12 protein-coding genes are annotated in these 12,877 nt (G+C 68.0%); 11 read left to right on the forward strand and 1 reads right to left on the reverse strand.

Annotation, left to right across the window (positions count from 1 at the left end; all coding sequences use genetic code 11):
• Positions 1 to 130 precede the first annotated feature (130 nt).
• The 5 genes from PO605_RS20580 to PO605_RS20600 all read left to right on the forward strand — a co-directional run bounded on the left by PO605_RS20580 (position 131) and on the right by PO605_RS20600 (position 5,802).
• Positions 131 to 2,212, forward strand: a complete 2,082-nt coding sequence (locus PO605_RS20580) for a TonB-dependent receptor plug domain-containing protein (protein WP_047472568.1) — start codon at positions 131 to 133, stop codon at positions 2,210 to 2,212.
• 132 nt (positions 2,213 to 2,344) lie between these two features.
• A complete protein-coding gene (locus PO605_RS20585) occupies positions 2,345 to 2,896 on the forward strand; it encodes a DUF2478 domain-containing protein (RefSeq protein WP_016448340.1) in 552 nt (183 codons plus the stop codon).
• Between the two features lie 5 nt (positions 2,897 to 2,901).
• The gene (locus tag PO605_RS20590; protein WP_047472567.1) at positions 2,902 to 3,963 is read left to right on the forward strand and encodes an iron ABC transporter substrate-binding protein; all 1,062 of its coding nucleotides are present in this window, start codon (positions 2,902 to 2,904) and stop codon (positions 3,961 to 3,963) included.
• Positions 3,963 to 4,976 (forward strand): FecCD family ABC transporter permease, encoded by a 1,014-nt coding sequence (locus PO605_RS20595; protein ID WP_047472566.1) that lies wholly within the window; start codon positions 3,963 to 3,965, stop codon positions 4,974 to 4,976. The genes PO605_RS20590 and PO605_RS20595 overlap by 1 nt, the downstream gene beginning before the upstream one ends.
• Positions 4,969 to 5,802: an ABC transporter ATP-binding protein gene (locus PO605_RS20600; protein WP_047472565.1), complete on the forward strand. Its 834-nt coding sequence runs from the start codon at positions 4,969 to 4,971 to the stop codon at positions 5,800 to 5,802. Before PO605_RS20595 ends, PO605_RS20600 begins: the two co-directional genes overlap by 8 nt.
• Here PO605_RS20600 and PO605_RS20605 read toward each other — a convergent pair.
• Entirely contained in the window at positions 5,738 to 6,655 is a 918-nt protein-coding gene (locus PO605_RS20605; protein ID WP_231574446.1) for a hypothetical protein, read from the reverse strand. The two genes, PO605_RS20600 and PO605_RS20605, sit on opposite strands and share 65 nt — an antisense overlap.
• Positions 6,656 to 7,036: 381 nt before the next feature.
• On the opposite strand from PO605_RS20605, the gene PO605_RS20610 reads away from it, so the two are divergent.
• The 6 genes from PO605_RS20610 to fdxA all read left to right on the forward strand — a co-directional run bounded on the left by PO605_RS20610 (position 7,037) and on the right by fdxA (position 12,876).
• Positions 7,037 to 8,869, forward strand: a complete 1,833-nt coding sequence (locus tag PO605_RS20610; protein WP_047472563.1) for a nitrite/sulfite reductase — start codon at positions 7,037 to 7,039, stop codon at positions 8,867 to 8,869.
• A gap of 28 nt (positions 8,870 to 8,897) precedes the next feature.
• Positions 8,898 to 9,281: a DUF934 domain-containing protein gene (locus PO605_RS20615; RefSeq protein ID WP_016448346.1), complete on the forward strand. Its 384-nt coding sequence runs from the start codon at positions 8,898 to 8,900 to the stop codon at positions 9,279 to 9,281.
• A gap of 1 nt (position 9,282) precedes the next feature.
• The gene (locus PO605_RS20620; RefSeq protein WP_047472562.1) at positions 9,283 to 10,041 is read left to right on the forward strand and encodes a phosphoadenylyl-sulfate reductase; all 759 of its coding nucleotides are present in this window, start codon (positions 9,283 to 9,285) and stop codon (positions 10,039 to 10,041) included.
• A gap of 40 nt (positions 10,042 to 10,081) precedes the next feature.
• Positions 10,082 to 11,014 (forward strand): sulfate adenylyltransferase subunit CysD, encoded by a 933-nt coding sequence (gene cysD, locus PO605_RS20625; protein WP_016448348.1) that lies wholly within the window; start codon positions 10,082 to 10,084, stop codon positions 11,012 to 11,014.
• The gene (locus PO605_RS20630; protein ID WP_047472561.1) at positions 11,014 to 12,381 is read left to right on the forward strand and encodes a sulfate adenylyltransferase subunit 1; all 1,368 of its coding nucleotides are present in this window, start codon (positions 11,014 to 11,016) and stop codon (positions 12,379 to 12,381) included. The genes cysD and PO605_RS20630 overlap by 1 nt, the downstream gene beginning before the upstream one ends.
• Positions 12,382 to 12,546: 165 nt before the next feature.
• The gene (fdxA, locus tag PO605_RS20635) at positions 12,547 to 12,876 is read left to right on the forward strand and encodes a ferredoxin FdxA (protein ID WP_012206456.1); all 330 of its coding nucleotides are present in this window, start codon (positions 12,547 to 12,549) and stop codon (positions 12,874 to 12,876) included.
• The last annotated feature ends 1 nt before the right edge of the window (position 12,877 follow it).

Below are 12,877 nucleotides of genomic sequence, written 5' to 3' on the forward strand. Positions count from 1 at the left end.
CGAGTCTTCCCGCAGACGGTTTTTTGTCACTCGTTATGTTTTCCAGTGCATATCGCTAGAATCCGGAACCTGTTTTCAAAAGGAAACAACCAGCCGCTCCCCGCGTTCAACCACACAAGAACCTGAAACCGTGACCCGCCAGCCCCGCTCCTGCGCTCCCGCATCCTCACCCACCCTCTGCTCACCCTCGTTCCGCCTTCGCTCCGCACTGACACAAGCCCTGCTGCTCGCAGGCCTGGCCGCCAGCACGCAGGCGCAAGCCCAGGTCGAGGCCCCATCGGGTGCACCTGCAGCACCGGCTTCGCAGACCTTCCAGTTGGGCACGGTCGATGTGCACGGTGCGCGTGTTGAGGCACAGGCCATATCCGGCGATGAACAGCGACTGGACGCCGCCGAGATGCGCCAGCGCAATGCCGACACCGTGGCCGACGCCGTGCGCCTGCTGCCGGGCGCCACGCTGTCGCGCAACAATCGCAACGAGGAAATGATCTACCTGCGCGGCTTCGATCCGCGCCAGGTGCCGGTCTTCGTGGACGGCGTGCCGCTGTACGTGCCCTATGACGGCTATGTGGACTTCGGCCGCTTCACCACGTTCGACCTGTCCGAGATCCGCGTGGCCAAGGCCGGCGCCTCGCTGATGTATGGCCCCAATACGCTGGGCGGCGCCATCAACCTGGTCACGCGCAAGCCCGTCAAATCGTTCGAGGGCGATGCGCGCATCGGCGCAGGCGCAGGCGGCGAACGCAAGGCCGCCGTGAACCTGGGCGGCAACCTGGGCTCCTGGTACTACCAGCTTGGCGCCTCCTACCTGGACGCGGACAGTTTTCCGCTGCCCAAGGGCTTCAAGGACTTCAAGAAGCAGCCCACCGACACGGGCAACTACCGCGACAACGCCTACCGCACGGACAGGCGGCTGTCGTTCAAGCTGGGCCTCACGCCCAATGCCACGGACGAATACGCGCTGGGCTATGTGCGCCAGGAAGGCGAGAAGGGCAACCCCGTGTATACCGGCAGCGCCACGGGCAAGAACGTCATCCGCTACTGGCGCTGGCCCTATTGGGACAAGGACAGCGTGTACTTTCTGAGCACCACGCGCATCAATGCCGACAACCTGCTCAAGACACGCATCTACCACGACACCTACCAAAACGGCCTGGACATGTACACGGACGCGAGCTACACGCGCCATGACCCCACCAGCAGCTACAAGGACGTGAGCCAGGGCGCCAGCATCGAGTGGGCCAACTACAGCTTCAAGGGCCATGCGCTGCGCCTGGGCGCGCACTACAAGATCGACGAGCACACCGACGCCGCCTCGGCCAAGGACCCCAGCAAGCACTATCGCGACGTGACGCGCTCCCTGGTGGTCGAGGACACGATCTCCCTGGCCGAACGCTGGAGCCTGAACCTGGCGCTCAGCCACGACCAGCGCGATGCGCGCGAGGTCTACCAGTGGCCCACGGGCTCGGCCAGCGCCACCAATGGCGTGGCCAAGCTCGGCTATGCGCTGGGCGGTGGCAGCGAGGCGTATTTCATCGCCTCGCACAAGACGCGCTTTCCCACCATCAAGGACCGCTACTCGGCACGCATGGGCACGGCCCTGGCCAACCCCGACCTGCAGCCCGAGACGGCCAACCACCTGGAGCTGGGCGTCAGCGGCTCACCCTGGCAGGGCGGCCAGGGCCAGGCCGCGCTGTTCTACAGCCGCGTGCGCAACCAGATCCAGACCGTGGTCGTGGCCTCGGCCGAATGCGGCGGCGCCACCTGCAACCAGGCGCAGAACGTGGGGCGCACGCGCAACATCGGCATGGAGCTGTCCCTGGCCCAGCAACTGTCCGCGCAATGGGACGTGAACGCCGGCTACACCTACCTGAACCGCCGCAACACCAGCGACTCCAGCATCACGCTGACCCACACGCCGCGCCACCGCCTGCTGGTCGGCGTTCAGTGGCGTCCGCTGGCGCAGTGGGAATTCAATGCCGAGGTCGAGACCGAGAAGGGCCGCTACGTGCCGCTGGAGGGCAGCGGCCAGCTGCAGACGCTCAAGCTGCCCGGCTACGGCATTGCCAACCTGCGTGCACGCTACAAGCCGCGCAGCGACATCACCGTGGACTTTGGCGTGGCCAATATCGGCGACAAGTGGTACCAGTTCGATGACGGCCTGCCCATGCCGGGCCGCAGCTGGTATGTCAACCTGGGCTATCGCTTCTGAGGAGCGGACCTGGCGCGAAGCGCCCGCCCACGCCTGCCTGCGCTCCGGGTCCAGCCAAGCTGCCCATGGTCAACGACACCGGGGTCGGGCAGGAGTACAACAGCCCCATTGATACGCATCAACCTGCATGCCATGAACCCGCCCTTCACCACCCTGCCCCTGGCCGCCCTGGTCCATCCCGACGACGAGCATGCAATGGAGCTGCTGCTCGAACGCGTGGCACGCCGCCTGCAAGGCGCGGGCTGGCGGGTGGGCGGTCTGGTGCATCGCCAGGACCGCTATGCCAACGGCAACAAGCGCATGCAGCTGTTCGACCTGCGCAGTGACCGCCAATTCGAGCTGTCCCAGGACCTGGGCTGCGCCTCGCGCGCCTGCAGTCTCAACCCCCAGGCCCTGGCCCAGGCCAGCGCCGTGCTGCGCCAGGCGCTGGACGATGGCGTGGATCTGGTGGTGATCAACCGCTTCGGCATCGTCGAGGCCTCGGGCCAGGGCTTTGCCGCCGAATTCGCGGCCTTTGTCGAGGCCGGCACGCCTGTGCTCACGGCCGTCGCGGCCCGCCATCTTGAAGACTGGCGCAGGTACACCGGCAGCCTGCATGCCGAGCTGGCAGCCGATGAGGTGCAGATCGAGCAATGGTGCCAGGCACAGCTTGAGCGCCGTGGCTGCGCCAGCCCCATCCCCTGACTTTCATGACCGATCTTCTGTTCACCCGCCGCCGCTGGCTGGGCCAGGCCATGGCGGCGCTGGCCTCATCGGCTCTTGTTCCCGGCCATGCCCAGACCACGACCATTGCCGCGCGCATAGGCCAGATACCGGACGCGACCAAACTGCGCCGGGTGTTTGCCGCCGGCCCGCCTGCAGGCGTGCTGGTGGCCACGCTGGCACCGCACAAGCTGCTGGGCTGGCCCCAGCAGCTGGACGATGTCTCGCGCGCCTATCTGGGGCCCACACTGCAGGCGCTGCCGCATCTGGGCCGCCTGTCCGGGCGCGGCAGCACCATGCCGCTGGAGTCGCTGCTGAAGCTGCAGCCCAACCTGGTGCTGGACGCCGGCACGGCCGATGCCACCTATATCTCGGCCACCGAGCGGCTGGCGCGCCAGACCGGCCTGCCCTGCGTGCTGATCCAGGGCTCGCTGGCCGACCACGCACGCCAGTTGCGCGAGGTCGGCGCCCTGCTGGGCGAGGCCTCACGTGGCGAAACCCTGGCCCGCCATGCCGATGCCGTGGCGGCGCTGGCGCAGCGTGCCACCCAGGGCATGGCACCGGCCGAGCGCCCGCGCGTGTATTTCGCGCGCAGCGCCAACGGCTTGGAGACAGGGCTGGCGGGCTCCATCAATGTGGAAGCCGTCGAATATGCGGGCGGGCGCAATGTGGCGACGGATGCAGGGCGTGGCGGGCTCACGCGCGTGTCCATGGAGCAGATCCTGGCCTGGGACCCGCAGGTCATCGTCACGCAGGAACCCGGCCTTGCCGAGCGCATGCGCCAGGACCCGCTGTGGCGCGGCGTGGCCGCCGTGCGCTCGGGCCGCGTGCACTGCGCGCCGGTCTGGCCCTTCGGCTGGCTGGATGGTCCGCCCGGCGTCAACCGGCTGATCGGTGTGCGCTGGCTGCTGGAAAAGCTCCACCCGCAGGCGCCAGCCCTGCAGGGACTGCCGCCGTTGGAACGCGAGGTGCGCGACTTCTATCGCCTGTTCTACGGCGCCGACCTGTCGCCCGCAGCGCTGGGCAGGCTGATGGAGACTGCGCGTTGATGCCTGTCACAGGCCGCCGCCTGGGGTGGGTGCTCGCGCTGGCCTTGCTGGCCGCCGTGCTGCTGTGGGCACTGGCAGCGGGTCAGTTCTCCATCGCGCCGCAGCAGCTGTGGCAGTCGCTGCTGGCGCGCGCCACGGGCACTGCCTCGCCCTTGTCCGCCAGCGCCGAGACCGTGCTCTGGAACATCCGCCTGCCACGCATCGCCGCAGGCCTGGCCGTGGGCGCCACGCTGGCGGCGGCAGGCGCGGCCTACCAGGGCATGTTCCGCAACCCGCTGGTCTCGCCCGACATCCTGGGCGTCTCGGCCGGTGCCGGCCTGGGCGCGGTGCTGGGCATCTTCCTGGGCTGGTCCATGGCGGCCGTGCAGGCCCTGGCCTTTGGTGGCGGGCTGGCCGCCGTGGCCGTGGTGGTGGCCATCAGCACCAGCGTGCGCCGCCATGACCCGGTGCTGGTCCTGGTGCTGGCCGGCATTGCGCTGGGCGCGCTGCTGGGCGCGGGCATCGCCCTGGTCAAGACGCTGGCCGACCCCAATACGCAGCTGCCATCCATCACCTTCTGGCTCATGGGCGGCCTGAGCGCCGTGACCCTGCCCGAGCTGGGTGCCACGGCACCCGTGATGCTGTGCGCCCTGCTGCCCCTGATGCTGCTGCGCTGGCGCATCAACCTGCTGGGCCTGCCTGACGAGGAGGCGCTGGCCCTGGGCGTGCCCGTGGCACGCCTGCGCCTGCTGCTGGTGGCCTGTGCCACGCTGGGCACGGCGGCCGCCGTATCGCTGGCCGGCATCGTCGGCTGGGTGGGGCTGGTGGTGCCGCATGTGGCGCGCCTGCTGGTCGGCCCCAATTTTGTGCGCCTGCTGCCGGCCTCGGCGCTGCTGGGCGCTGGCTTCGTGGTTGCGGCCGACACGCTGGCGCGCAGTGCGGCACGCATCGAGCTGCCGCTGGGCATTCTCACGGCCCTGGTCGGCGCGCCTTTCTTCCTCTACCTGCTGTCGCGCACGGGCCGCAATGACTGAAATGCCGACGGCGCCCGTGCTGCAGACGCTGGCCCTGGCCACGGGCCATGGGCGCCGGCGCGTCAGCCAGGGGCTGGACTTGGCCATTGCCGCAGGCGAGGTGCTGTGCCTGCTGGGCCCCAACGGCTGCGGCAAGACCACGCTGTTCCGCACCGTGCTGGGCCTGCTGGCGCCGCTGGCCGGAGAGGTGCGCGTGCAGGGCCAGCCCGTGCTCAGCTGGCCGCGTGCCGAGTTTGCGCGGCGCGTGGGCTATGTGCCCCAGGCGCAGGCCGGCGTCTTCGGCTTCGAAGCGCTGGACATGGTGCTCATGGGCCGTGCCGCGCGCCTGCCTGCGCTGGCCCGGCCTTCAAGTGCCGACCGTGCCCTGGCGCTGGGCTGCCTGGAGCAGTTGGGCATCGCCCATCTGGCGCTGCGCCCCTATACCGAGCTGAGCGGCGGCGAGCGCCAGCTGGTGCTGATCGCACGCGCCCTGGCCCAGGAGCCCGCGCTGCTGGTCATGGACGAGCCCACGGCCAGCCTGGACTTCGGCAACCAGATCCGCGTGCTGGACCAGATTGCCGCGCTGCGTGCACGCGGCATGGCTGTGCTGTTGTCCACCCACCAGCCCGAGCATGCGCTGCAGGTGGCCGACCGCATCGCCCTGCTGGGCCGCGGTGGCCTGCAGGCCTGCGGTGCGGCGGCGCAAGTGGCGACACCGGCCGCGCTGGCTGCGCTCTATGGGGTGAGCGAGGCGGCGGTGGCGGCGCGGCTGCCGGCAATCCCTAAGGTCTGGGCGGGCGCCACTTCCAGCACGGCGGCGGCGTCAAGGGCCGGCCTGCATCCTTGAGCAAGCGCTGCAGCAATTGCTGCTCGCTGTGGATGGAAGGATCGGCCAGCAGCCGGGCAAACCGGGTTCCTCCGTCCTGCATGCCGAGCGGGGCGGACGCTTGCATCAGCCACTCCAACTGGCGGCGCCGGGCCCGGGCCGCGGCGCGCTCGGTCGGGGTTTTGGCCAGCCGGCGTTGAATCGCCAGCCCAAAGCCCTCATCCAGCACGGTCGATGAGCGCTGCGTCAGCAGGTGGGCTACATGCAGGCAGTCGGCCTCGCGCGCCGGGGTTTTGCCCATCGCTTCGGGTTTGCAGGCATCCAGCAGCGCCTTGTAGCCCGTCAAGGGAAAGGCTGTCCAGATACCTATTGCAGTGATCACCGCGCCTTCCTCGAGCCGGTAGTTCGGACTGCCACCCAGCGCCTGCAGCTCCTGTGCCGTGGGCGGATGGCGCAGCAAAGCGGACTGCATCCAGCGCACGCCGTCATAAATGTGCAGGTCCGCGTAGCGGCTTTCGCGCGCTGCAACCAGCAGTTCCTGCGGTCCCAGCGCCTGCTGCATCAGCGCAGAGAAATTGCTGGGCTCCAGCGCCAGCCAGCGGCGGGCAGCCTCGGAGCGCACTTCGCCTTCGTCCTCAGGGGCCTTGGAGGCCAGCAGTTGATAGGCCAGCGCATCCTGCCCTGCCCGCTCCAGCGCGTCCTGGCGCCAGCCCTCGGCCTGGCTGACAGCGCTTTTGTCGCGGGGCGACAGATTGATGAGGATGGCCGCAAAGGCCAGATCGCGCCCGCTGCCGGAACCGGCCAACTGCGCCGCCACGCGATGCAGATACGCATCCCAGGCTGATTCCTGTGCGGATTTGTCGGGTTCAGGCATGTCAGCTGTGTGCGCTGCTGACAACGGAGACGGCGGCGGTGCCGGCTTCTGGGCCTGCGCCTGAGCAGCAGTTGCCAATGCCAAGGCCAGCCCGATGGCGGCACAACGGTTTCGCATTCTGAAATCCTCCCTCTGGCCGGCAAGCATATCGGCCGCTCATGCGTTTGGCATGCCCAGCCCCGCAAAGTCTGCTGCCATTCACTTATATCCATATCCACATACTTGCAGGACAAAACAATCGTTTGCTTCTATAAGGCCATTGCTTACATTCCCCTCCATGCAGGGTTCTGTGCGCGTGTCCCGCAAGTGCCTCGGTGCCACGCGATGAGCCCCTGCACCGCCGCCACTGGCGGCAGTCGAAGACCCCACATCCGAAGCGCCATGTACCAATACACCGAATTCGACAAACAGTTCATCCGCCTGCGCGCCGAGCAGTTCCGTGACCAGCTCGAACGCTGGCAGGCCGGCAAGCTCTCGGAGGATGAGTTCAAGCCCCTGCGCCTGCAAAACGGCTGGTATGTGCAGCGCTACGCTCCCATGCTGCGCGTGGCCGTTCCCTATGGCGAGCTGTCCAGCGCCCAGCTGCGCGTGCTGGCCCGCGTGGCCCGCGAGTACGACCAGCCCGACGCCGCCCTGCTGGCCGAGGCCCGCGCCACCCAGGCCAAGCTGGGCGACATTCCCCTGCACGACGGCCGCCGCATCGGCTCCGACCTGAAGTTCGGCTACGGCCACTTCACCACGCGCACCAACGTGCAGTACAACTGGATTCCGCTGTCCAAGGCCGCCGACGTGATGGACCTGCTGGCCAGCGTGAACCTGCACGGCATCCAGACCAGCGGCAACTGCATCCGCAACATCAACAGCGACGCGCTGGCCGGCATTGCCATCGACGAGATCGCCGACCCCCGCCCCTTCACCGAAATCCTGCGCCAGTGGAGCACGCTGCATCCCGAGTTCAGCTTCCTGCCGCGCAAGTTCAAGGTCTCCATCAGCGGCGCCGAGGAAGACCGCGCCGCGCTGGGCTGGTACGACGTGGGCCTGCAGCTGCTCAAGAACGAGGCTGGCGAGCTGGGCTTCAAGGTGCGCGTGGGCGGCGGCATGGGCCGCACGCCCACCATCAGCCCGGTGCTGCGCGAGTTCCTGCCCTGGAACCAGCTGATGAATTACCTGGAAGCCGTGATCCGCGTCTACAACCGCTACGGCCGCCGCGACAACGCCTGGAAGGCGCGCATCAAGATCCTCGTGAAGTCCGAGGGCCAGAACTACATCGACCAGGTTGATGAGGAGTTCCGCCAGATCGTCGAGGTCGAGGGTGGTCCCCACACCATCACGCAAGCCGAGTACGACCGCGTGGCCGCCAATTTCCGCGAGCCCGAGCTGGACCTGTCGCCCGCCAATGCCGAGGCCGAGACCCTGGCCCTGCTGCGCACGGCCGCCGAGGAAGACAAGGATTTCGGCCGCTGGCTGATCAGCAACGTGCGCCCGCACCGCCACCCGCAACTGCGCGCCGTGCTGCTGTCGTTCAAGCGCCTGGGCTACGCGCCCGGCGACGCCACGGCCGACCAGATGGATGCCGCCGCCGCGCTGGCCGATCAGTTCTCGGCCGGCGAGATGCGCGTCACCCACGAGCAGAACCTGCTGCTGCCCTGGGTGCGCCGCGACCAGCTGCCCCAGCTGTACAAGGCGGCCAAGGCCCTGGGCCTGGCCAAGCCCAACATCGGCCTGCTGACCGACATGATCGCCTGCCCCGGCGGCGACTTCTGCTCGCTGGCCAATGCACGCTCCCTGCCCATTGCCGAGGCCATCACCGAGCGCTACCAGGACCTGGACGAGCTGTGGGACCTGGGCGAGATCGACCTGCACATCAGCGGCTGCATCAACAGCTGCGGCCACCACCACAGCGGCCACATCGGCATCCTGGGCGTGGACAAGGACGGCAAGGAGTGGTACCAGATCACGCTGGGCGGCGCCGACGGCTCCCACCTGTCCGGCCCGGCCACGCCCGGCAAGATCATCGGCCCCTCGTTCAGCGCCGCCGAAGTGCCCGGCGTGATCGAGGCCCTGCTGGCCACCTACCGCGAACAGCGCCAAAGCGAAGGCGGCCGTTTCGAGACCTTCATCGCCACCGTGCGCCGCGTGGGCATCGAACCGTTCAAGGCCGCCGGCAATGCAGCCCGCCACCCCGCCAAGCACACCGAGGAAGCGGCCGCCTGACCCCAGGTGAGAGCCGCAGGAGATCCCCATGAAAATCATCGCCGCCCACGAGCACCAAAGCCCGGCCGAAGGCCAGCAGACTGTCATCGCCCCGGCCAATGACGCCGACCCCTTCACGCTGGACCTGACCGGCGTGCAGCGCATCGACCTGCACTTTCCCAAGTTCACCGACGGCCGCGCCTTCAGCCAGGCCCGCCTGCTGCGCAAGCGCCTGGGCTTCCAGGGCGAAATCCGCGCCACGGGCGACGTGCTGATCGACCAGTTGGTGCAGATGCAGCGCTGCGGCTTCGACGTGGCCGTGCTGCGCGAAGGCGTGGACATCTCCGATGCCCAGCGCCAGCTGGACCGCTTCCACGGCTTCTACCAGGGTGATGCAGTCCATCCCGAGCCCCACTTCGTCAAGGCGGCCTGACATGGGTGCGCAAAGCTTTCTGTCGCGACAGGAATCGGCCAAGGCCACCGAGGTCAACGGCCGTGCCAGCAGCGGCTTTGCCGACAAGCTGGCCGCCACCGAGGCCTTGCTGCGCGAGGCAGCGGCGCTGGGCGCCGAGGCCGTGACGCAGGCCTCCAGCCTGGGCGCCGAGGATGTGGTGATCACCGACATCATCCACCGCCTGGGCCTGGACATCCCCGTCTTCGTGCTGGACACCGGCGCGCTGCACACCGAGACCCTGGCCCTGCTGGAGCGCACCCAGTCGCTGCCCGGCCTGAGCGTCAAGGTCTACCGGCCGCAGCTCGAATCGGTGATCCACTTCATCCGCGACAACGGCCAGGACGCCATGTACCGCAGCATCGAGCTGCGCAAGGCCTGCTGCGGCGTGCGCAAGATGGAGCCGCTGGCGCGTGCGCTGGCCGGCAAGAGCGCCTGGATCACGGGTTTGCGCCGCGAGCAGTCCAATGCCCGCGCCGACGTGCCCGCCGTGGACCGCAGCGAGGTCGAGACCAAGGGCCTGACCAAGTTCAACCCGCTGACCGACTGGACCCAGGGCGATGTCTGGCACTACATCGCCAGCCATGGCGTGGACTACAACCCGCTGCACGACCAGTTCTATCCCAGCATCGGCTGCGCACCCTGCACGCGCGCCGTCAGCCTTGGCGAAGACTTCCGCGCCGGCCGCTGGTGGTGGGAGGATGAAGCGGCCAAGGAATGCGGGCTGCACGCCAAGAAGTGAAACGACAGCGTTTGACACCGATTTGATTGGAAACCAAGAAATGAACGCCCGTGTGGACACCTCCGTGCTGAGCCATCTCAGCAACCGCCACCTCGACGCCCTTGAAGAGGAAACCATCTTCGTGCTGCGCGAAGTGGCCGCCGCCTTCGAGCGCCCCGCCCTGCTGTTTTCGGGCGGCAAGGACTCGCTGGTCATGCTGCGCTGCGCCGAAAAGGCCTTCGGCAAGGGTCGCATCCCCTACCCGCTGCTGATGATCGACACCGGCCACAACTTCCCGGAAGTGACCGATTTCCGCGACCTGCGCGCCAAGGAACTCGGCGCCGAACTCATCGTGCGCAGCGTCGAGGACTCCATGGCACGCGGCACCGTGCGCCTGGCCCATCCGGGCGAAAGCCGCAACGTGCACCAGTCGGTGACGCTGCTGGAGGCCATCGATGAATTCCGCTTCGACGCTCTGATCGGCGGCGCGCGCCGCGACGAGGAAAAGGCCCGCGCCAAGGAACGCATCTTCAGCCACCGCGACAGCTTCGGCCAATGGCAGCCCAAGGCACAGCGCCCCGAACTGTGGACGCTGTTCAACACGCGTCTGGCGCCGGGCGAGCACTTCCGCGTGTTCCCCATCAGCAACTGGACCGAACTCGACGTGTGGCAATACATCGAGCGCGAGCAGATCGCCCTGCCCAGCATCTACTACACGCACAAGCGCGAAGTGGTGGAACGCCGCGGCCTGCTGGTGCCCGTGACCGAACTCACACCGCCGCGCGACGGCGAGGAAGTCGTGGTGCGCGACGTGCGCTTTCGCACCGTGGGCGACATCACCTGCACCTGCCCCGTGGAAAGCGATGCCGCCACGGCGGCCGACATCGTGCTCGAAACCCTGGCCGCCGATGTCAGCGAGCGCGGCGCCACACGCATGGACGACAAGACCAGCGAAGCCTCCATGGAAAAGCGCAAGAAGGACGGATATTTCTGATGACCACCGCAAGCATTGCCGCCGGCGCAGCCGTTGCGGATTCCCCCGCCACCGAGGCCTCCAACGCCTCGGCCCTGCGCTTCATCACCTGCGGCTCCGTCGACGACGGCAAGAGCACGCTGATAGGCCGCCTGCTGGTGGACACGCGTGCCGTGCTCCAGGACCAGCTCGCCGGCGTCACCAAGAGCGGCGAGACCGACCTGGCGCTGCTGACCGACGGCCTGTCGGCCGAGCGCGAGCAGGGCATCACCATCGACGTGGCCTACCGCTACTTCGCCACCGAAAGCCGCAAGTTCATCATCGGCGACGCGCCGGGCCATGAGCAGTACACGCGCAACATGGTCACCGCCGCCAGCAGCGCCGACGCCGCCGTGGTGCTGGTCGATGCCACCAAGCTCGACTGGAAGAACCCGCAGCTCACCCTGCTGCCGCAGACGCGCCGCCACAGCCTGCTGGCCCACCTGCTGCGCGTGCATTCGCTGGTGTTTGCCGTCAACAAGCTCGACGCCGTCGAAGACCCGCAACAGGCCTTCGTCCACATCCGCGGCGCGCTGGAGCGCTTCACGGCCGAGGCCGGCATCGCCTCCGCGGCCACCGTGCCCGTTTCGGCCCTCAAGGGCTTCAATGTGGTCAACGCCGAGCCCGGCTGGGCCGGCTACGACGGTCCCAGCCTGCTGCAACTGCTGGAGCAGTTGCCCAACACGCCGACCGACACCGGCCTGGCGCTGGCCTTCCCCGTGCAGTGGGTGGAGAAATTCTCGTCCTCGGCCGATACCAGCCAGGGCCGCCGCGTGTTCTGGGGCCGCGTGGCCGCAGGCCGCGCACGCGTGGGCGACGCCGTGCAGATCCTGCCCAGCGGCCAGCAGGCCGTGATTGCCCAGGTGCTGGACCATGCCCGCGTTCCCGGCTCCATCGACGCGGGCCTGTCGGCCGGCATCACGCTGGACCGCGAGGTCGATGTCTCGCGCGGCGACTGGATCGTCGCCGCCCCGGTGGCTGCGGCAGCAGTGGCAGACGACGACTTCGATGCCCCCGGGACACAGCCGGCATGGCCCAGCCAGCGCGAGCTGACCGCCACCGTGGCCTGGATGGACGAGCAGCCGCTGGTCCCCGGCCGCACCTACCTGGCGCTGCACGGCCACCGCTGGATCAAGGCCAAGGCCCGCCGCGTGGTGCACCGCCTGAACATCCACACGCTGGCCCAGGAAGAGGCCACCCAGCTGGAGCCCAACGCCATCGGCCGCGTGGAGCTGCTGCTACAGGAAAGCATTCCCGCGGCGCCCTTCGCCCAGGCCCGCCAGCTGGGTGCGCTGATCCTCGTGGACACGGCCAGCCACGCTACCGCAGGCGCTGCACTGCTGGATTGAGCAACTGGACAGTCCCGCTTCGCGAGCCGGCACATGCCGGCTCGTGGGCTTTCAGAAAACCGCAGCAGTCCGCGCCAGAATCTCTTGCATGTGCAGGACCGTGTTCCGAAAAATTCTAGAATCCCGGGTTGATACCGACATTCACACCGCAAATAAAAGACTCCCATGACTCACGTCGTCACCGAAAACTGCATCAAGTGCAAATACACAGATTGTGTGGATGTCTGCCCCGTGGACTGCTTCCGCGAAGGCCCCAACTTCCTCGTGATCGATCCTGACGAGTGCATCGATTGCGCCGTGTGCATTCCCGAATGCCCGGCCAATGCCATCTTTGCCGAGGAAGACGTCCCCGCCGACCAGCTCGCCTTCATCAAGCTCAATGCCGAGCTGTCGCTGGAAAAGGGCTGGAAGAGCATCACCAAGCGCAAGGCCTCGCTGCCCGACGCCGACGACTGGAACGGCAAGCCCGGCAAGCTAGACCAGCTCGAACGCTGAA

Source organism: Delftia sp. DT-2 (assembly GCF_028401915.1).
GTDB lineage: Bacteria > Pseudomonadota > Gammaproteobacteria > Burkholderiales > Burkholderiaceae_C > Comamonas > Comamonas tsuruhatensis.

Bases quoted from the DNA above. Each gene is read 5' to 3' on its own strand.
- PO605_RS20585 (WP_016448340.1), top strand. From the start codon at position 2,345: ATGAACCCGCCCTTCACCACCCTGCCCCTGGCCGCCCTGGTCCATCCC.
- PO605_RS20590 (WP_047472567.1), top strand. From the start codon at position 2,902: ATGACCGATCTTCTGTTCACCCGCCGCCGCTGGCTGGGCCAGGCCATG.
- PO605_RS20595 (WP_047472566.1), top strand. From the start codon at position 3,963: ATGCCTGTCACAGGCCGCCGCCTGGGGTGGGTGCTCGCGCTGGCCTTG.
- PO605_RS20600 (WP_047472565.1), top strand. From the start codon at position 4,969: ATGACTGAAATGCCGACGGCGCCCGTGCTGCAGACGCTGGCCCTGGCC.
- PO605_RS20605 (WP_231574446.1), bottom strand. From the start codon at position 6,655: ATGCCTGAACCCGACAAATCCGCACAGGAATCAGCCTGGGATGCGTAT.
- PO605_RS20610 (WP_047472563.1), top strand. From the start codon at position 7,037: ATGTACCAATACACCGAATTCGACAAACAGTTCATCCGCCTGCGCGCC.
- PO605_RS20615 (WP_016448346.1), top strand. From the start codon at position 8,898: ATGAAAATCATCGCCGCCCACGAGCACCAAAGCCCGGCCGAAGGCCAG.
- PO605_RS20620 (WP_047472562.1), top strand. From the start codon at position 9,283: ATGGGTGCGCAAAGCTTTCTGTCGCGACAGGAATCGGCCAAGGCCACC.
- cysD (WP_016448348.1), top strand. From the start codon at position 10,082: ATGAACGCCCGTGTGGACACCTCCGTGCTGAGCCATCTCAGCAACCGC.
- PO605_RS20630 (WP_047472561.1), top strand. From the start codon at position 11,014: ATGACCACCGCAAGCATTGCCGCCGGCGCAGCCGTTGCGGATTCCCCC.
- fdxA (WP_012206456.1), top strand. From the start codon at position 12,547: ATGACTCACGTCGTCACCGAAAACTGCATCAAGTGCAAATACACAGAT.